At 64.1% G+C, this 18168-nt stretch carries 20 protein-coding genes and 2 pseudogenes; 8 read left to right on the top strand and 14 right to left on the bottom strand.

From position 1 onward, the window contains the following. Positions 1–8: 8 nt before the first annotated feature. Positions 9–1295 carry an MFS transporter gene (locus B3361_RS23235; RefSeq protein ID WP_286920387.1) on the bottom strand — a complete coding sequence of 429 codons (1287 nt, stop codon included), beginning with the start codon at positions 1293–1295 and terminating at the stop codon, positions 9–11. 128 nt (positions 1296–1423) lie between these two features. Between B3361_RS23235 and B3361_RS23230 the strand changes: the two genes are divergently transcribed. Next, positions 1424–2338: a LysR family transcriptional regulator gene (locus B3361_RS23230; RefSeq protein ID WP_054905134.1), complete on the top strand. Its 915-nt coding sequence runs from the start codon at positions 1424–1426 to the stop codon at positions 2336–2338. 43 nt (positions 2339–2381) lie between these two features. Here B3361_RS23230 and B3361_RS23225 read toward each other — a convergent pair whose 3' ends face one another. From B3361_RS23225 to B3361_RS23215, 3 genes are read right to left on the bottom strand one after another with little or no spacing between them, the layout of a single operon-like run. Further along, a complete protein-coding gene (locus B3361_RS23225) occupies positions 2382–2903 on the bottom strand; it encodes a DUF2937 family protein (protein ID WP_009686793.1) in 522 nt (173 codons plus the stop codon). A 9-nt stretch (positions 2904–2912) separates the two neighbouring features. Further along, positions 2913–3686, bottom strand: coding sequence for a class II glutamine amidotransferase (locus tag B3361_RS23220; RefSeq protein ID WP_009686794.1), 774 nt, complete (start codon positions 3684–3686; stop codon positions 2913–2915). A 14-nt stretch (positions 3687–3700) separates the two neighbouring features. Further along, positions 3701–4198 carry a hypothetical protein gene (locus B3361_RS23215; protein ID WP_009686795.1) on the bottom strand — a complete coding sequence of 166 codons (498 nt, stop codon included), beginning with the start codon at positions 4196–4198 and terminating at the stop codon, positions 3701–3703. 122 nt (positions 4199–4320) lie between these two features. On the opposite strand from B3361_RS23215, the gene B3361_RS23210 reads away from it, so the two are divergent. Continuing rightward, positions 4321–6363 carry a S9 family peptidase gene (locus B3361_RS23210; protein ID WP_054905133.1) on the top strand — a complete coding sequence of 681 codons (2043 nt, stop codon included), beginning with the start codon at positions 4321–4323 and terminating at the stop codon, positions 6361–6363. 290 nt (positions 6364–6653) lie between these two features. Here the strand turns inward: B3361_RS23210 and B3361_RS23205 are convergent, their stop codons facing one another. Then, positions 6654–6932 carry a hypothetical protein gene (locus tag B3361_RS23205; protein WP_009686797.1) on the bottom strand — a complete coding sequence of 93 codons (279 nt, stop codon included), beginning with the start codon at positions 6930–6932 and terminating at the stop codon, positions 6654–6656. A gap of 132 nt (positions 6933–7064) precedes the next feature. Between B3361_RS23205 and B3361_RS23200 the strand changes: the two genes are divergently transcribed. Continuing rightward, a complete protein-coding gene (locus B3361_RS23200; protein ID WP_009686798.1) occupies positions 7065–7436 on the top strand; it encodes a YajD family HNH nuclease in 372 nt (123 codons plus the stop codon). 71 nt (positions 7437–7507) lie between these two features. Continuing rightward, the gene (locus B3361_RS23195; protein ID WP_054905132.1) at positions 7508–7978 is read left to right on the top strand and encodes an RNA methyltransferase; all 471 of its coding nucleotides are present in this window, start codon (positions 7508–7510) and stop codon (positions 7976–7978) included. A gap of 19 nt (positions 7979–7997) precedes the next feature. On the opposite strand, the pseudogene B3361_RS23190 reads toward B3361_RS23195, so the two are convergent. Then, positions 7998–8192, bottom strand: a pseudogene (locus tag B3361_RS23190) (aldehyde dehydrogenase family protein); the annotation flags it as partial. Then, positions 8177–8404 (bottom strand): annotated as a pseudogene (locus B3361_RS23185) (GntR family transcriptional regulator); the annotation flags it as partial. The pseudogenes B3361_RS23185 and B3361_RS23190, both read right to left, overlap by 16 nt. Positions 8405–8604: 200 nt before the next feature. Here B3361_RS23185 and B3361_RS23180 point away from each other — a divergent pair. Beyond that, on the top strand, positions 8605–8943 hold the full coding sequence (locus tag B3361_RS23180; RefSeq protein ID WP_009686802.1) for a YgaP-like transmembrane domain: 339 nt from the start codon (positions 8605–8607) through the stop codon (positions 8941–8943). Between the two features lie 120 nt (positions 8944–9063). Here B3361_RS23180 and B3361_RS23175 read toward each other — a convergent pair whose 3' ends face one another. Beyond that, positions 9064–10272: a hypothetical protein gene (locus B3361_RS23175; protein WP_029886174.1), complete on the bottom strand. Its 1209-nt coding sequence runs from the start codon at positions 10270–10272 to the stop codon at positions 9064–9066. Between the two features lie 40 nt (positions 10273–10312). Next, positions 10313–10762, bottom strand: coding sequence for a YcgN family cysteine cluster protein (locus B3361_RS23170; RefSeq protein ID WP_009686804.1), 450 nt, complete (start codon positions 10760–10762; stop codon positions 10313–10315). 143 nt (positions 10763–10905) lie between these two features. On the opposite strand from B3361_RS23170, the gene B3361_RS23165 reads away from it, so the two are divergent. After that, complete coding sequence (locus B3361_RS23165; RefSeq protein ID WP_009686805.1) at positions 10906–11499, top strand: nitroreductase family protein; 594 nt, start codon at positions 10906–10908, stop codon at positions 11497–11499. 104 nt (positions 11500–11603) lie between these two features. Here the strand turns inward: B3361_RS23165 and B3361_RS23160 are convergent, their stop codons facing one another. The 4 genes from B3361_RS23160 to B3361_RS23145 form a co-directional block, all read right to left on the bottom strand. Then, positions 11604–12536 (bottom strand): D-2-hydroxyacid dehydrogenase, encoded by a 933-nt coding sequence (locus B3361_RS23160; RefSeq protein ID WP_054905131.1) that lies wholly within the window; start codon positions 12534–12536, stop codon positions 11604–11606. Between the two features lie 2 nt (positions 12537–12538). Beyond that, a complete protein-coding gene (locus B3361_RS23155; protein ID WP_009686808.1) occupies positions 12539–12832 on the bottom strand; it encodes a YcgL domain-containing protein in 294 nt (97 codons plus the stop codon). Then, positions 12829–13962, bottom strand: a complete 1134-nt coding sequence (gene rnd, locus B3361_RS23150; protein ID WP_009686809.1) for a ribonuclease D — start codon at positions 13960–13962, stop codon at positions 12829–12831. The genes B3361_RS23155 and rnd overlap by 4 nt, the downstream gene beginning before the upstream one ends. Positions 13963–14074: 112 nt before the next feature. Further along, complete coding sequence (locus B3361_RS23145; protein WP_009686810.1) at positions 14075–15712, bottom strand: phosphoethanolamine transferase; 1638 nt, start codon at positions 15710–15712, stop codon at positions 14075–14077. Positions 15713–15964: 252 nt separating this feature from the next. Here B3361_RS23145 and B3361_RS23140 point away from each other — a divergent pair, with 252 nt between their 5' ends. Beyond that, positions 15965–16201 (top strand): YdcH family protein, encoded by a 237-nt coding sequence (locus B3361_RS23140; protein WP_054905130.1) that lies wholly within the window; start codon positions 15965–15967, stop codon positions 16199–16201. Positions 16202–16327: 126 nt separating this feature from the next. Here the strand turns inward: B3361_RS23140 and B3361_RS23135 are convergent, their stop codons facing one another. Continuing rightward, positions 16328–17509, bottom strand: a complete 1182-nt coding sequence (locus B3361_RS23135; protein ID WP_029886179.1) for a trans-sulfuration enzyme family protein — start codon at positions 17507–17509, stop codon at positions 16328–16330. A gap of 92 nt (positions 17510–17601) precedes the next feature. Between B3361_RS23135 and B3361_RS23130 the strand changes: the two genes are divergently transcribed. Further along, positions 17602–18063 carry an Lrp/AsnC family transcriptional regulator gene (locus tag B3361_RS23130; protein ID WP_009686813.1) on the top strand — a complete coding sequence of 154 codons (462 nt, stop codon included), beginning with the start codon at positions 17602–17604 and terminating at the stop codon, positions 18061–18063. The last annotated feature ends 105 nt before the right edge of the window (positions 18064–18168 follow it).

Genomic DNA, 18168 nt, shown 5'->3' with positions numbered 1-18168 from the left:
TGCCTACCTTACCGCGCTTGCAACTGTTTGCCGCGTGTTTCCGGCAGGCTCAGCGCTGCAACGATCACCACGCCATAGGACACGGCAGAAAACACACCGATACCCAGGCCCAGCGGCACCTGCTGGCCGAGCAAGCCAATCAGCAACGGGAACAGCGCCGCAACGATTTTGCCGATGTTGTAGCAGAAGCCCTGCCCCGAACCGCGGATACGTGTTGGGAACAGCTCTGTCAGGAACGCGCCCATGCCACTGAAGATCCCCGAGGCGAAGAAGCCCAGCGGGAAGCCCAGCCACAGCATCACGCCATCGCTGACGGGCATCTGCGTGTACAGCAGCACGATGACGAACGAGCCCACGGCGAACAGGATGAAGTTCTTCTTACGCCCCAGCAGGTCGGACAGGTACGCACTGACGACGTAGCCCACATACGAACCAACGATCACCATCGCCAGATAGCCACCGGTTCCCAGCACGCTCAGGCCGCGTTCATTCTTGAGGAAGGTCGGCAACCAGGACGTGATGGCGTAGTAACCGCCCAGCGCGCCTGTGGTCAACAACGAGGCGCGCACGGTGGTCCAGAGCATGCCTGGGGCGAAAATCTCGTAGAAGTGCGACGGTGCCTCGGCCGCTGGCGTCGCCTTGGCCTGGCGGTAGACCTCCGGGTCCTTGACCAGGCGGCGCACGAAGATCACGAAGATGGCCGGCACCAGGCCCAACAGGAACAGTGCCCGCCAGGCCTGCTCAGGCGGCAGCCAGGAGAACAGCAGTGCATAGAGGATGGCGGTGAGGCCCCAGCCAATGGCCCACCCGGACTGCACCATGCCGACCGCCTTGCCACGGTCCTGGGCGCGGATCACTTCGCCGATCAGCACTGCGCCGGCGGTCCACTCGCCGCCGAAGCCGAAGCCCATCAAGGTTCGGGCGATCAGCAACTGCTGGTAGTTCTGGGCGAACCCGCAGAGAAAAGTGAAAAACGCAAACCACAGTACCGTCAGTTGCAGGGTACGTACGCGGCCGATGCGGTCGGAGAGGATACCGGCTATCCAGCCGCCCACCGCCGAGGCGATCAGCGTGCTGGTGTGGATCAGCCCGGCTTCGGTGGTGGTGATCCCCCACAGCATGATCAGCGTGGGGATGACGAAGCTGAGCATCTGGGTGTCCATGCCATCCAGGCCGTAGCCAATCTTGCAGCTCCAGAAGGTGCGCCGTTGCTGTGAGTCGATGTCGCGGTACCAGGCGAACGGCCCGGACGAAGGGGAAGAACTGACCTGCTGCTGCACGCCGGTGGGGTTCATGCTTGCCTCGGCTTGTTGGTATTGTTGTATAGGCGACCTGTACTGTCGCGGCCTGGGCCAATGTTCGGAGCCCGCGCGCGCTGCGTCCAACGAGAAAAACCGCCGGTCTGGAACAAGAAAAACTGATCATGAACCTTCGCTTTCTCGAAACCTTTGTCTGGGTCGCCCGCCTCAAGAGCTTCCGCCTGACCGCAGACAAGCTGTTCACCACCCAGGCCTCGGTCTCCAGCCGTATTGCCGCGCTGGAGGCCGACCTTGGCGTGAAGCTGCTGCTGCGCGACTCGCGCGGCGTCAGCCTGACCCCGGAAGGCGGCAAGGTGCTGGAATACGCCGAACGCATGCTGGACACCGCCAAGGCCATGAAGCAATCGCTGGACAGCGACCGGGCCAAGGTCGGGCGAATTCGCATCGGGGTGATGGACACGGTCATCCACACCTGGATGAGTGCGCTGGTGGCGGAACTGACCGAGCGCTACCCACAGGTAGAAATCGAGCTGGTGGCGGACACTGCACTGAACCTGCGCGAGCAACTGCAAAAGGGGTTTCTCGACGTGATCCTGCAGACCGACCTGCTGCGCGAGCAGTCGATCCGCAGCCTGGATCTGGCGCGCTACCCGATGGGCTGGGTGGTTGCCGCCGGCTCGCCCCAGCACCGCGCTTTCGGCTCGCTGGCCGAGCTTGGTCGGGAGCGGATCATCACCTTCTCGAAGAATTCACGGCCGCACCAGGAGGTGCTGAGCCTGCTGCAGGGTGCCGGGGCTGACGCACCGCGGCTGAACTGCGTGAACTCGGTGGCGGCCATTACCCGGCTGCTACGCGACGGCTTCGGCATCGGCGCGTTGCCACCGGCATTGGTGGATGCCGAGCTGGACCGCGGCGAGCTGGTGTTGCTGGCGGGGCTGCAACCGCCGCCGAGCCTGGAGCTGGTGGTGGCCTGGCAGACCGGCGTGGCGCTGGTGGATGAGGTAGTCGGGCTGTGCCGACAGGTGCTGGAGGGGTATGCACGGGACATGGGTGGGCAGCGGATCGTGCTGGTTTCCTAGGGGGTTGGCGTTGAGAACGCAGTGCCTGTGCTGGCGATCACCCTCAGCGCCAGCTCTCTTTCACCACCCGGCGCCGCCCCCCGAGGATCACCCAGCCAAGCCCCAGCAACAGGCTTTCGACCAAGAACGCCAGCACGAACCCTGCGCCAACACCCCAGCCGATGGCCTCGGGCACCAGCAGAATCTGGTAGCTATAGCCGTTGAGGGTTTCTTCACGCAGCTGCGGGTCGGCCTGCACCAGCACATGCCAGGTGCGTGCGGCCCAAGGCCCTTGCAGGGCCTGCCACTCGTTCTCCAGCAACTGGTTGCGGATCATCAGGCTTTCGATGCTGTTGGCGTCACTGTTGAACACCGGGTCATCACTGCTGCGGTAGTGCCGTAGCAAGGCCTGCAGGTCGCCATTGAAAAAGCGCTCGGCCGTCTGCTTGAAGCCGTCCAGCGCCTCGCGCGACTCGTACAGGTGCGCCTCCACCCGCTGGCTGTAGTCTTTCACCAGCCCCGGCACCTGAATACCGGCCAACAAGCCGAAGGTGAACAGCAGCAACCGCAGGTAACTTCTGAACATGCAGCGTCCTTAGCTCTGGCCGTGCGCCACACATTCACCGTGCCGCCACAGGGCCCATTGACCCGGCTCGTAGCGCTGCCAGGTCTCGTTCTCGGTCAGGGCCTCGGTGGCAATCACCGTGACCACGTCGTTGGGGGTGGTTTGCGTATGGAAGTCGACGATCAGGTCGACATCCTTCAAGCGTGCCGCACCAAACGGCGCACGCCGGGTAATGTGCACCAGCTTGGTCGAACAGAAGCAGAACAGCCAGTCACCGTCGCTGAGCATGCAGTTGAACACGCCCTGCCCGCGGTAACCGGCACAGGCTTCGACCAGCACCGGCAACAGCTGTTCCACCGGCACCGGCTCGGGGAAGGCGCTGCGAATGCGGTTGAGCAGGTCGCAAAAGGCCGCTTCGCTGTCGGTATCGCCTACCGGCCGATAGAAACTGCCCAAGCCCTTGAAGGCGCCCAACTGGCCGTTGTGCGCAAAGCACCAGTTACGGCCCCACATTTCGCGCATGAACGGGTGGGTGTTGGCCAGGCAGACCTTGCCGACGTTGGCCTGGCGGATATGACCAATGACCACTTCGCTCTTGATCGGGTAGCGCTGCACCAGGCTGGCTACCTCCGACTCGCTGCTGGCAGCCGGGTCCTGGAACAGGCGCAGGCCGCGCCCTTCATAGAAGCCGATGCCCCAGCCATCGCGGTGCGGGCCGGTGCGGCCACCGCGCTGCATCAGGCCGGTAAAGCTGAAGACAATGTCGGTAGGGACGTTGGCACTCATGCCCAACAGTTCGCACATGGCTGTGTCTCCGCTTACAGACGGGGCTCGACCCGGCCATTTCCCCGGGGTGCCGCAGGTGGCGGGAGGTCACGGTAACGGTCGCTGCGCTCGGCGGCTAAAGGGGCCTGGGCGCCGAGCCGGTCATCTTCGGCCTGCTCGCGCTGGGCCGCGGCCTCAGCCTGGGCCCGCCGCTCGCGGGCGCGCTTTTCCAGCGGCCAGCGCAGCAATACGAAGAGGGCATACAAGGCAAAGGCGATCATGCCGTACATGGCAAAATCGGAAACTGCGCGCCAGGCATTGTTGCCAACCTTGAACGCCACATCCAGGGTGGTGATGGCGATGGCCGGGGCGAAGCTGTCCTTGACCGGGTCAACCACGGTCGGCGTCAGCAACAGCACCGCCAGCACCACCCGCAAGGGCTCGCGCAACCAGCGCCACATCCAGCCGGTCAGTTTGAAGCCCACCAGCAGGCAGCCCAAAGCGGCAACCGCGTACAGGCCCCAGGCCAAGGTGTAGTCGTTCTCGATCATGGTGTTCGTGCAAGCCAGGCAAAGAGGTGCCTATGATAAACACTTTTCCGGGCGCACACAGTGTTTGCCTGCGCCGGCCGCTTCGCAGCCGGGCCCAGGCCACCCCAACCAAGAGATCCTCGATGCCGACCAAGCCCCAACCGCCGATTGCCCATGCCGACCAGGCCGCCGACCCGTATGCCTGGCTGCAACAGCGCGACACCCCCGAGGTGCTCGCCTACCTGCAGGCCGAAAACGCCTACCAGCAAGCCTGCCTGGCCGACCAGGCGCCCCTGCGCGAGCAATTGTTCGAAGAGATCAAGGGCCGCATCCAGGAGACCGACCTGTCGCTGCCTTCACCCTGGGGGCCGTACCTGTACTACACCCGCACCACTGCTGGCGACGAATATCCGCGCCACTACCGCTGCCCACGCCCGGCCGACGACAGCAACACCGTCGATGAAAGCCAGGAACAGCTGTTGCTCGACCCCAACGCACTGGCCAACGGCGGCTTCCTGTCGCTGGGCGCGTTCAGTGTCAGCCCCGACCACCGGCTGCTGGCCTACAGCCTGGATACCAGTGGCGACGAGGTCTACAGCCTGTACGTGAAAGACCTCGCCAGCGGCGCGATCACCGCCCTGCCCTTTGAAGACTGCGACGGCAGCATGACCTGGGCCAACGACAGCCAGACACTGTTCTTCGCCGAGCTGGACGACACCCATCGGCCATGGCGCCTGTGCCGCCATACGCTGGGCAGCCCCGGTGCCGAGCGCGTGTTCGAGGAGCCCGACGGGCGCTTCTTCCTGCATTGCTACCGCACCAGTTCCGAGCGCCAGCTGGTGCTGCTGCTGAACAGCAAGACCACCAGCGAAGCCTGGGTGCTGAACGCCGAAACCCCACAGGCACCATTCGTTTGCCTGGCGCCACGTGTCGAGGGCCATGAATACTTCCCCGACCACGGCCAGCTCGACGGCGCGTGGTGCTGGTTTATCCGCACTAACCAGGACGGCATCAACTTCGCCCTGTATTACGCCCCGGCTACCGAGGTACCGGGCCGCGAGCAATGGCAGGCACTGGTGCCGCACCGCGAGGCAGTCATGCTTGAAGGGCTGAGCCTGAATGCCGGCGCCCTGACCCTGAGCCTGCGCGAAGGCGGCCTGCCGATCATCGAAGTGCGCCCGCAAGGTCTGGCGGCCTACCGTGTCGAGCTGCCGGATGCCGCCTACAGCCTGTACGTGCAAGACAGCCTGGAGTTCGCCAGCCCCCGCCTGCGCCTGCGCTACGAAGCACTCAACCGCCCGGCCCAGGTGCGCCAGCTGGAGCTGGCCAGCGGCGCCCAGGTGGTGCTCAAGCAAACACCGGTACTGGGCGCGTTCGATGCCGACGACTATGTCAGCGAACGCTTGTGGGCGACTGCCGCCGACGGCACCCAGGTGCCGATCAGCCTGGTGCGTCGCCGCCAGGACCTGGGCCAGACCGTGCCGCTGTACCTGTACGGCTACGGCGCCTATGGCGAAAGCCTCGACCCGTGGTTCTCCCATGCACGCCTGAGCCTGCTGCAGCGCGGCGTGGCCTTCGCCATCGCCCATGTACGCGGAGGTGGCGAGCTGGGCGAAGCCTGGTACCGTGCCGGCAAGCAGGCGCACAAGCACAACACCTTCAGCGACTTCATCGCCTGTGCCGAACACCTGGTCGCCCAGGGCGTGACGGCGCCCGACCGGCTGGCCATCAGTGGTGGCAGTGCCGGTGGCCTGTTGATCGGCGCGGTGCTCAACCTGCGCCCCGAACTGTTCCGCTGTGCGGTCGCCGAGGTGCCGTTCGTCGACGTGCTCAACACCATGCTCGACCCCGACCTGCCGTTGACCGTGACCGAGTACGACGAGTGGGGCAACCCTGAGGAGCCGGAGGTGTACGCACGGATCAAGGCTTATGCGCCCTACGAGAACGTGAAGGCCCAGGCCTACCCGGCGATGCTGGTGGTGGCGGGCTACAACGACAGCCGTGTGCAATACTGGGAGGCGGCCAAGTGGGTGGCGCGGCTGCGCACGCGCAAGACCGATGACAACCTGCTGTTGTTCAAGACCGAGATGGGCGCCGGGCACGGCGGGATGAGCGGGCGGTATCAGGGGCTCAAGGATGTGGCGCTGGAGTATGCGTTCGTGTTTGGCGAATTGGGTATCGCTTGAGATTGCCTGGGGCGCTTTGCGCCCCTTTCGCGACTCAAGGCCGCTCTCATAGAACAGTACATAACTTATTGATTTAGCGGGGTCTTTGTGGGAGCGGGCGTGCCCGCGAACACCGGCGTAGCCGGTGCCAGCCACCGCGCTGGATTCTTCGCGGGCATGCCCGCTCCCACACAGGCCGCGTCGCGGTTACGAATTGAGTTCTCTGCGCGACAGCGCAGCCCATAGGGCTGTGTTATCTCCCACAGGGCACTGGCCCCCCTAGTAGTCCCACCGCCAACGCACCGCTGCAGTCAGTCATCATCCTGCGCCGGCTTCGCCGGCTCCGGCCGCAACCCCGGCAAGGGCTGATCCTTCGGCGGCCCGGGCACCGGCATCGGTGGCAGCAAAGGCGCACCCGGCTGGCTGTCATAAGCCTTGGGCGGCGTGCTCGGGGTGATCTGCGGGTAAGGCGTGGGCGTTGGCGTACCCGGCGCACCGGGCACCGGGGTCGCCAGCCGGGGCGGCGTACTGGCGGCATCGGCCATGGGCAGGCCCGCCAGCCACAGCACGGCTAGGATCGCGCGCAACATCAGTAACCTCCTGTCGGGAACCTTCCTACAGGCTACGCCTAAATCAACGCTTTCGCCTGTCCGCCCGCCCTGCAAGCGCGCTAGACTCAATGGCATAACCGTCACCTGCCTGATCAGAACAAAGGAAACACCATGAGCGCCTCCTCTTCCGCTGCCGCCACCGCGCGCCTGGACCGCATTCTCGCCGACGCCAAGCGTGACAAGGAAATGGGCTACCGCGACAAGGCCCTGAGAATGTACCCGCACGTGTGCGGCCGCTGCGCCCGCGAGTTCGCCGGCAAGCGCCTGAGCGAGCTGACCGTGCACCACCGCGACCACAACCACGACAACAACCCCCAGGACGGCTCGAACTGGGAGCTGCTGTGCCTGTACTGCCACGACAACGAGCATTCGCGCTACACCGACCAGCAGTACTTCAGCGAAGGCTCCACCAGCACCCCGAGCATCGCCAAGGCCACGCACAACCCGTTTGCCGGCCTGGCTGGCTTGCTGAAGAAAGACTGACCATCGATTCGCCCCCCGCTGCTACCGGGCAGCCCGTATAATCGCGCTTTTTTCGCGAAGGGCCCCGGTACGTGGCAAACAAACGATACAGCTGCATCGGCCTGTTCAACCCCAAGTCGCCGGAAAACGTCGGCTCGGTGATGCGCGCCGCGGGCTGCTACGGCGTCAACTCGGTGTTCTACACCGGCAAACGGTATGAGCGCGCCCGTGACTTCGTCACCGACACCAAGCGCGTGCACTACGACATCCCGCTGATCGGCATCGATGACCTGCAACGCATCATTCCGCTGGGCTGCACCCCGGTGGCGGTAGAGCTGGTGGACGGCGCCCGGCCCCTGCCGGAATACACCCACCCGGACCGCGCCATCTACATCTTCGGCCCAGAGGACGGGTCGCTGAGCGAAGAAGTGCGCGGTTGGTGTGAAGAGACCATCTACATCCCGACCGATGGCTGCATGAACCTGGCGGCGACGGTGAATGTGGTGCTGTACGACCGTATGGCCAAGGGGCTGAATACCCGGTCGGGGCCCAAATTCAAGTAAAAAGCCGCCCTTGCTCAGCTCACGAAGCGTTGATCCAGATGGTCTTCAGCTCCATGTATTGGTCATGGGCCCAGATGGACTTGTCGGGCCCACCAAAGCCAGACTCCTTGTAGCCACCGAACGGCGTGGTCACGTCACCTTCGCCGAAGCAGTTGACCGTGACCACCCCGGCGCGGATTTCACGCGACAGGCGCAGCGCAGTTCGATGTAGCCCTCGGCGGCGATCTGGCGCAGCAGTTCGCGCACGGGTGGGCGCGACAGGCCGAATTCGTCGCACAGAGCCAGTTCGTCCACTACCGCCCCCGGGGCCAGTTCCATGCTCAGGATCCGGCGGCGCAGCGCCTCGGCCAACACCGCCTTGCGGTCCGGTGGCACTTGCGCTTCGAGGGGCTGAACGGCTGAATCTGTCTGAGCCTTTGTTTTCAAGGCCTCCAGCGGTTTCGACAGCGGTGATTAAACACCCTTGAAGCTGCATTGCCAAACCGGACAGGGTATTCGCCATATACGACACAGCCAGCTGCTTTTCACCGTTTAAACCCCACCCAGGGCTCGCCGCCGGGCGATGCAACTGAACGCTGGCGTTGCCGTGCAGGTCAGCTGCTTACATTCCACAAGGAGGGTTTGCCATGCTCGATAGCCATTCCGCTGCGTCATCGCAGCACAATGTTCATGGCCTGGAACGTGCCAGCTCACTGGCCGGTGGGGCGCTGATGTTCAGCAAAGGGCTGCGCCGTGGCGGCCTGGTTGGCTTGCTGCAGATGGCGGTGGGCGGCCTGGCCGTGGCGCGTGGGGTCAGCGGGCACTGCGCCACCAAGGCCTGGTGGCAGCGGCACCGGCAGGAGTATCAGCGCTTGCGCTCGGATATCGAGCGTAGCGCGGCGGACCTGGAGGCGTTGAAGGCCAGCGCCGAGGCGGCGACGCGCGGGGTGACGGTGACCGGGAAGGATCCGTTGGCTGGCGGTTGATTGATGCATTGCCTGTGCCGGCCTCTTCGCGGGCTTGCCCGCTCCCACAGGTGTTGCGCATGCCTCAACTTGTAGGAGCAGGCAAGCCCGCGAAGAGGCCAGCACAGGCAAGAAGAATTTCTAGCGCAACGCCTTGCTCTGCAACACCTCAGACCGCCGCCCCAGCACATTCTCGCTGATCTGCACGAACTCTTCGGTACTTACGCTCGGCAAGCGCATCAACCCGCGCACCACATCATCCAGCGAACGCTTGGCCTGGGTATGGATGCGGATTTCCTTGTCCAGCGCCTGCAGCAGCATTACCCCACGGGCGACCTGCGCAGGGGTGGCCTGTTCGCCACGCAGCCGGGTCACCTTCGCGCCCTGCTTGCTCAGGCGCGCCTGCCAGGCCTGGTAGCGGTCGTCGCTCACCCCGCCAGAGCGGCGCAGCAACTCGCTGGCGTAGTAATCGGTCAGGCTTTCCACCAACCAGTCATTGCCATCACCGGCGCGGATCTGGGCAAACAACTGCACCACCTCACGCAATAACGGGCTGCTGCCGTTCTCGCTGACCATCGGCCTGCCACTGTGCAGGTACACCGACCCCTGCGCCGCCATCGCCCCACGCCACATCCCGTCACGCGCGCCCACCAGCAACAGCTTCGGCGGGTTGCGCGGGAACACTGCCTGCAGTTGCGGCCAGACGAAGGTGAGCAAGGTCAGGCTGTCCATACGCCGCATGCCCTGCCCCACCGGCGCGGCCACGGTCACGTCGGTATCGCCCAGACGGGCGCGGCGGCTGCCCAGGTCACCGGCGAGCATCCAGCCAGTGGGGCGGTCGAACAGGCGCGATACATTGTCGATGCGGAACTTGTCCTGGCCGACGCGCGGCCAGGGCGTTTCGATGCTCTTCCAGCCCGCTGGCAGGTCGAAGGCCAGGCGCGCCACCAGCTCTGTTCCATCCTGCTGGTCCAGGCGCGCTGGCGGCACCAGCTGGTCGCCCAGGAACAGCGCCCAGTGCGGGGTGATACGCGACGAAAACGCGCCACTGGCAAGCTTCTGGTCCAGCAGCACCCGGTAGCTGAGGCTGGTCTTGCCGGCCGCAGGCTGCCATACCCCCCGCTGCCCGTTCAGTTGCCATTGGCCATCGGCCTGGAAGCCGCTGTAGGCCCCGGCCTTGCCCAGGTCGAAGTCAAGGCTGCGCACCGCGCTGCCGTCCGCCAGGGTCAGGCGAACTTCTGCCTGGCCGCTGGCGGGCAACAGGCGCACTTCGTAATCGAGATTGACCTTTTTCGCCCAGGCGGGCGCACTGGCCATCAGGCCCAACAGCAACAACAGCTGGCAACGCATACAGAAACTCCTTGTTCCCCGTGGCAGCGGGCCGCGCTGCTCAGCTGGCGCGGAAAATCAGGTGGTCTTCCCAGTCGTCTTCGTGCACATCCTGCTCCCTGAGCATACGCCCCGCCTGGGAAATGCGCTGTTCATGGACCTGTTGGCGGTCGCCACAGACCAGGTGGTGCCAGGCGGGCAAGTCCTTGCCCTCGCTGACCAGGCGGTAACCACAGGTACTGGGCAGCCAGGTGAACTGGTCGGCCTTGCCCGGGGTGAGCTGGATGCAATCCGGCACCTGGGCGAAGCGGTTGGGGTAGTCGCTGCACTGGCAGGTTTGCAGGTCCAGCAGCTTGCACGCGATGCGCGTGTAATAGACGCTGTTGTCGTCCTCGTCCTCGAGCTTTTGCAGGCAGCACAGGCCGCACCCGTCGCACAGCGACTCCCACTCCTGGGCATTGAGTTGTTCGAGGGTCTTGCGCCGCCAGAACGGCGCGTTGTCAGCGATCATTACACGGTTACCTGCATTCATCTTGTGGTCGCGGCGCGCAGCGGCGCCAGTCTAGAGCCTGGCCTTGAGCAAAGCCAGGCCGCTTGTCAGTCGCTACGCGAAGCAGTAGCGTGCGCGTTTTCCGTCCGTTTGCAGGAGCCGACATGAGCGCCAACCCCCGCGTTGCCGATTACGCCATCAACGAGCAGTTCATCAACCGCTGGTCGCCCCGCGCCTTCACCGCCGAACCGATCAGCGAAGAGACCCTGCTGAGTTTCCTCGAAGCTGCCCGCTGGGCACCGTCGGCGTACAACTCGCAGCCTTGGCGCTTCCTGTATGCCCGCCGTGACACCCCGAACTGGGAGCGCTACCTGAGCCTGCTGGTACCGTTCAACCGTAGCTGGGCGCAACAGGCGTCGGCGCTGGTGCTGGTGATGTCCAAGACCACCTTCGCCGCCCCGGGTGCCACCGAAGAAAAACCGGCGCTGTGGCACACCTTCGACACCGGCTCCGCCTGGGGCCACCTGGCCCTGCAGGCCAGCATCAGTGGTTGGCATACCCATGGCATGGCCGGTTTCGACCAGGCGCTGGCGCGTCAGGAGCTGAAGATCCCTGAAGGCTACGAGCTGCATGCCATGGTGGCGATCGGCAAGCTCGGCGACAAGGCCAGCCTGGACGAAGCGCTGCAGGCGCGTGAAGTGCCCAGCCCGCGCAAGCCGCTGAGCGAGCTGGCGGCTGAGGGGGATTTCAGCCTGTAAGTTTTGGGTTGGCAGTACTGGCCCATTCGCGGGTAAACCCGCTCCTACGCCACCCATTGTAGGAGCGGGTTCACCGGCGAACAGGCCGGCACAAGCCAAAGCAGTCAATAGCCCCTGGCGAAGTCCACTTCACCGCGCAACCCCTGCCCGGCTTCATACGCCCGCATATTCTCGACAAACAACCGCACCATCGCCGCCGGCGAGGTGGGCGCCGAGCTGTGCCCGGTCAGCAGCAAGCCCCAGGCCGTCCAGAACGGGTGCTGCCTGGGCAACGGCTCCTGGCGGCACACATCGATCACCGCCCCGGCCAGATGCCCCTCCTTCAACGCCGCTACCAGGTCGGCATCGACCACCGCCGCACCCCGCCCGGCATTGATGAACAGCGCCGTGGGCTGGAAGCACTTGAACAGTGCGGCGTTGTACAGGTCGTGGGTAGCCGTGGTATCCGGCAGCAGGTTGAGCACGTAGTCGACCTGGCCAACCATGCGCGGCAGGTCGGCCAGCGCCGCCACTTCAACGAACGGTGCCTGCTCGCGGGCGCTGCTGGCAACGCCGTACAGCACCACGCCAAACGGCTGCAGGAACTCGGCCACGCGCTGGCCGATGTCGCCGGTGCCCACGATCAGCACCCTGCGCCCTTCCAGCGTGCGCCCCGGGCGGTCGTCCCAGCGCCGCTCGACCTGGCTGACCAGGCGCGACAGCACCTCGCGCTCATGGCCAAGCATGTAGGTGAGCATGTACTCGGCCATTACCTGGCCGAAAATGCCCACCGCTCGGGTCAGGCGATAGTCACGCGGCAAGCCGTCGGCCAGCAACGGTGTGATGCCGGCCCAGGTCGACTGCAGCCAGCGCGGTTGGTGGCCCTGGCGCAGCAAGCTCGCCAGCAGGTCGGGCTGCCCCAGCCACACCGGGCAACGCGGCGCCTGGCGGGCCAGTTCGGCCGAGTCGCCACTGGTCAGGATTTCCAGTTCAGGCGCGGCTGCGCGCAAAAGCGCGGCGTAGCGGGCATGGTCATGCTCGGCAATCAGTACGCGCATGTTCAGGCCGGGTCGTTGCGGCGCAGCAGCTCTTCGGGCAGGTGCTCGATGTACTCGTCATCCGGCGGTGGCATCTGCAGGTGGTAGCCCTGGTTATCGAGGTTCTCCAACACCTTGGTGATGTCTTCGCGGGCCAGCTTGCGTTCCGGGCTGAGCACCAGGTCGAAGGCATGCACGGGGGTGCCGAAGAACGGCAGCAGGCCTTCTGGCACGCGCTCAAGGCCGTCAGCCTTGAGCACGTACAGGTACATTTCGTTCTTGCGGGGGCTCTTGTAGATGGAGCAAATGCGTTTCATCGGGTCTCTCCGGCGCCTGCAAGGCTGTCCAGCAGGGCCTGGCCCATACGCTCACGGCGCCAGCCGCGCAGCGAATCGGGCAATTGATAAGGGCCATTGGGGTAACCGCTCTTGAGCAGTGCCTCCAGGGCTTTTTTACGCAGCATCAGCTCAGGGGCAATGCCCAGGCGCTCGCCTTCGGCCTGGCCGATGGCGCGCAGCTGCTTGAGGATGCCGCTGGCTTCGATCGGCAGCGGTTCGGGCAAGGGCGCTGGCCACTGCTCGGCAGGCAGGCTGGCGGCGCGCTTGATCAGCTGGATAAGAAACTCACCGTCCTGACGAATGGTGCGCGGGTGCATCTCTTCAACCTTGGCCAGTGCCGACAGGTTGCTCGGCTGGTTCTTGGCAATGGGCCACAGCGAGTGTTCCTTGAGCACGCGGTTGCGGGGTACATCGCGGCTGCGGGCAGTACGCTCGCGCCAGGCGCACAGCTCACGCAGCACGGCCAACTGCTGGGGCGCCAGCTTCCAGGCCAGCTTGACGTCGCGGTACAAGGTGGCTGGCTCGACTTCGCGACGCAAGGCGGCGACCAGCTCGGCGCCATCCTCCAGCACCCAGGCGTATTTGTCGTCGCTAAGGCGCGGGCGCAGCACGGTAAACAGCTCGGCCAGGTGCACGGCATCTTCGGCCGCGTAGCTGACCTGGGTGTCCGACAGCGGGCGCTGCAGCCAGTCGGAGCGGGTTTCGCCCTTGGGCAGGTCGATGCCCAGCACTTCCTGCACCAGGCGCGAGTAGCCCATGGAAAAGCCAAGGTTCAGGTAACCGGCGGCCAGCTGGGTGTCGAACAACGGTTGTGGCAACTTGCCGGTCAGGCGCAACAGCACCTCGAGGTCTTCGCTGCAGGCATGCAGCACCTTGACCACACCACTGTTTTCCAGCAGCTCGGCCAGGGGTTGCCAGTTGCCGATCAGCAGCGGGTCGATCAGGAAAGCCCGTTGGCCGTCGCCAATCTGGATCAGCCCGGCCTTCGGGTAAAAGGTGTCGACCCGCATGAACTCGGTATCGACGGCGACAAACGGCAGTTGCTGCCAGTCGCGGCAGTGTTCAGCCAGGCTCTGGTCGTCACATATCCAGTGAATTTCGATGGCCACAAGGCTCTCCCACTAACATTGGCGCGCAGTATATACGGCGCGGGCACTGCTGGTGAAACCCGGGCCATCCTTGATATCGATCAATGGTGCGTTTGCACACAGGGTGTAGGCGTCAGCGCTTGGCCGTCAGCCACGGGCGGCAACTGGCGAACATGTCCAGCGACCGTTGGTAGACCTCGGTGTGTACCTGCAGCAGGCCAAGCATCGAGTGGAACAGGTTGTCTTGCGACAGCGGGGCGTCGCTGAGCTTGGCCAGGCAGTCGGTATCGAGGCCGAAGTCCTCCTTGTAGCTGTCGGAGAACCAGGTCAGCAGCGGAACGTGCTTCTGCTGCTCGGGGGCGATGGCGTACGGTGTGCCGTGCAGGAACAGGTTGTACTCACCCAGCGACTCGCCATGGTCGGACAGGTAGATCATCGCCGTGTCCACCTTGTCCTGCTTGCTGCGCAGGGTGTCGATCAACGAGGCCAGGACCTTGTCGGTGTAGGCCAGGGTGTTGTCGTAGCCGTTGATGATTTGCTGTTCGCTGCACTGGTTCAGGGCGTTGCTCTGGCACACCGGGCTGAAACGCTCGCCGCCTTCGGGGTAGCGCTTGAAGTACTCGGGGCCATGGCTGCCCATCTGGTGCAGCACCAGCACGGTGTCCTTGTCGAGGTTGTCGATCAGCGCATCCAGGCCTTGCAGCAGGATCTGGTCATGGCATTCACCGCCGGCGCACAGTTGCGGGTCCTTGAGGTTGCTGACATCGATGAACTGCACGCGATCGCAAGTGCCCTTGCAACCCGACTGGTTGTCCCGCCACTGCACGGCAAGGCCGGCACGCTGGAGGATGTCCAGCAGCCCTTCGCGGTTCTTGGCGACACTGGCGTCGTAGTCCTTGCGCTGCATGCCAGAGAACATGCACGGTACCGAAACCGCCGTTTCCGTGCCGCACGAATGCACGTCGGAGAACGCCAGCAGGCCCTGCTCCTTGGCCAGGTTCGGCGTGGTATCGCGGCCATAGCCCAAGACACCGAAGTGGTCTGCCCGGGCACTTTCCCCGACCACCAGCACGGTCAGCGATTTGCGCTCATGTTTCTGCCAGGCCACATCACGCTTGGCATCTTCGCCGTAAGGCTGGAACGGCCGCGCTGCGGTACCAACCCGTTCGCCGACATAACCAATGGAGGCGCCCACGATATTGCTTGGGGTCAGCATCAGGCGCAGTTCGTGGTGGTTGCGAAACAGCGACGACAGCCCTTGGTAGTTGACCAGCGCCACCGAACCCAGCGCCACCACGCAGGCACCACTCACCAGCAGCTTGCCAAGCAGTTCGCGCTGCCAGCGGCGGTAGGCGATCTGCGCCTTGCACACCAGCACCGAAGGCAACACCCCCAGCAGCAGGATGTAAGCGGCAAACTTGAACGACATCAGGTCGCGCACTTCCGCCACATTGGTTTCGGCCATGTTGCGGAACATGCCCGCATCAATAAGTACGCCGTACTGGTTCATGAAGTAAGCCACGCCGGCGCCACTGATGAACAAGACCACAAGTAACGGCTTCAACACATAACGGAAGGCAAATAAAGTGAGTACCAGGTTGAACGCGAACAGCATCAGCACGGCGAACGCCAGAATCAGCCACAACCCCGACAGGCCGGGGGGCACGACCGCTTGCAGATGCTCCCAAAGGAACATGTTGAAGCCGATCAGCAGGTACAGGCTGGCCAGCAGCGTGACCCATTCAGTCCGCAGGGATTTGAAATTGAGCATCAGTGTTCGCAATCAAGAGTGGTTATCAACCCCACGGCCCGACGGCACTGTGGGAAAGTTGGGCGAACTCTAGAAAGCGCACCATCAATTTTTTGTGAAAAAGTCGGTAACAATTTAGTGATGGCGAGGCTTTTGCCCGTTAATGCGGTTTTCTTCAGCTGCCGTTCAGCCTGCAGCCCGTGAACGGCTTGCGCAAAGACGGCTATCCTCAGTGGTCAGGACCCAATCGACAAACCTGACAGAGGTGAAGAAATGCCAGTTCCGCATGATCTGCTCGCTGACCTGCACATTACCGCTGAGAAGTTCCAGGCACTGATGGACAACGACCAGGCGCTGCATGCACTGCACAAGGAATACAACGCCAAGGACAAGGAGGTGGTGGCCGCCGAAGGCAACGGCACCAACGACGACGCCGTCAACCGCCTGCGCAAGGAGCGGTTGCTGATCAAGGACAAGATCGAACGGATCATTCATTCGCCCAAATCCTGACCGAGCATTTTCTTTGAATTCACCGGCCCTATCGCCGGCAAGCCGGCTCCCACAGGGGTCCCACAGTACTGCGAACTTGTGATGCACCTGTGGGAGCCGGCTTGCCGGCGATAGGGCCGCAAGCCCTCACACAGCAACCAGCGCTTTCAACGCCCCATCCAGGTCCTCGATCAGGTCGCGGTAATCCTCGATCCCCACCGACAGCCGCAGCAGGTTCTCGCTGATGCCCATCACGCCCTTCTGCTCCGGGCTCAGCGAGCAGTGGGACATGCTCCACGAGTGGTTGATCATGCTCTCCACCCCGCCCAGCGAGTCGGCCAATACAAAGATCTGCAGCGCCTCGACCAGGCGGTTGAGCGCGGCGCGGTCGCCCTTGACCTTCATCGCCACCACCGCCCCGCCACTGCGCATCTGGCGCTTGCACAGTTCATGCTGCGGGTGGCTTTCCAGCCCGGGGTAATACACCTGCTCCACCTGCGCGTGGTTTTCCAGAAAGCGCGCCACCTGCAAGGCATTGGCGCACTGGCGCTCCATGCGCACATCCAGGGTCTTCAGGCCACGCAGGGCCAGGTAGCAGTCGAACGGCCCCTGCACCGCGCCGATGGCCATGCTGATGCGGCGCAGGCGCGCCAGCAGCGCGTCATTGGCCGCGACCACCACCCCGCCAGTCAGGTCGGAGTGGCCACCAATGTATTTACTGGCCGAGTGCATCACCAGGTCCACCCCCAGGTTGATCGGGCGCTGGTTCCACGGCGAGCAGAAGGTGTTGTCGATGCAGGTGAGGATGCCCTTGGCCCGCGCCAGGTCGCACACCGCCTTGATGTCGACCAGGTGCAACAACGGGTTGGTCGGCGACTCGATCCAGATCAATTGGGTTTCGGGCTTGATCGCCGCGGCCACCGCGCCCAGGTCGTTGAGGTCGACATAGGTGGTGGTCAGGCCTGAAGTACGGCTGCGGTAGTCTTCGAGGATACGGAAGGTGCCCCCGTACACGCCGTTCATCACGACCACGTGGGCATCCTTGGGCAGCAGCTCCAGGACCGTGGCGGTGGCATTCACCCCCGAGGCGCAGGCCACGGCACCCACGCCCTCTTCCAGCGCGGCTACGCAGGTTTCGTAGGCATGCCGGGTGGGGTTGCCCACGCGGCTGTAGGAGTACTCCGGCTTGTCGTCGAGGCTGCGTTTGGTGAACGAGCTGGCGGTGACGATGGCCGGGAAAATGGCATTGTCGGCAACACTGAACTGCTCGCCAGCGTGAATGGCACGGGTGGCGAAATTGCGCGGCTTGTCGGACATGGTCAGGCCCATTGGCAGAATGAAAGCTGCCACTATGGCACAAGCCAAATCGCCTGGCCTTGGGGTAACCTGTGAAATATTTTCCGGCACGGCCAGCGCGCGATATGGACAGCTTCGACCAGCACATTCTTACCCTGCTTCAGCGCGACGCCTCGATGTCGCTCAAGGACCTGGCCGAAGCCGTCAACCTGTCCACCACCCCGTGCTGGAAGCGAGTCAAGCGCCTGGAAGAAGAAGGCTACATACTCGGCCGTGTCGCCCTGCTGGCCCCCGAACGGCTAGGGCTGGGGCTGACGGTGTTCGTCCAGCTCAAGACCCAGCGCCACGACAGCGCCTGGCTGGCGCAGTTTGCCGCGACCGTCACCGGGTTCGAGGAGGTGATGGAGTGCTACCGAATGTCTGGCGACTGGGACTACATGTTGCGGGTGGTTGTGGGGGATATTGCGGCGTATGACCGGTTTTACAAAAAGCTGATTACCAGCACCGAGGGGTTGTCGAACATTACCTCCAGTTTTGCCATGGAGCAGATGAAGTACACCACGGCTTTCCCGGTGAACCGTGGCTGATGGCTGCGGGGCATATTGCCGGCAAGGCGCACAGGGATTGCATCAGGGCTGACAGGTGGTTGCCAGGCGATATGCAGCGCCTGGGAGATCGAGCGCCGCCCGCGC

The organism is Pseudomonas sp. UBA6699, assembly GCF_002454615.1.
Lineage (GTDB): Bacteria > Pseudomonadota > Gammaproteobacteria > Pseudomonadales > Pseudomonadaceae > Aquipseudomonas > Aquipseudomonas juntendi.
The sequence above is the reverse complement of the archived record's forward strand: the minus strand, read 5'-3'. Positions and strand labels throughout refer to the sequence as shown.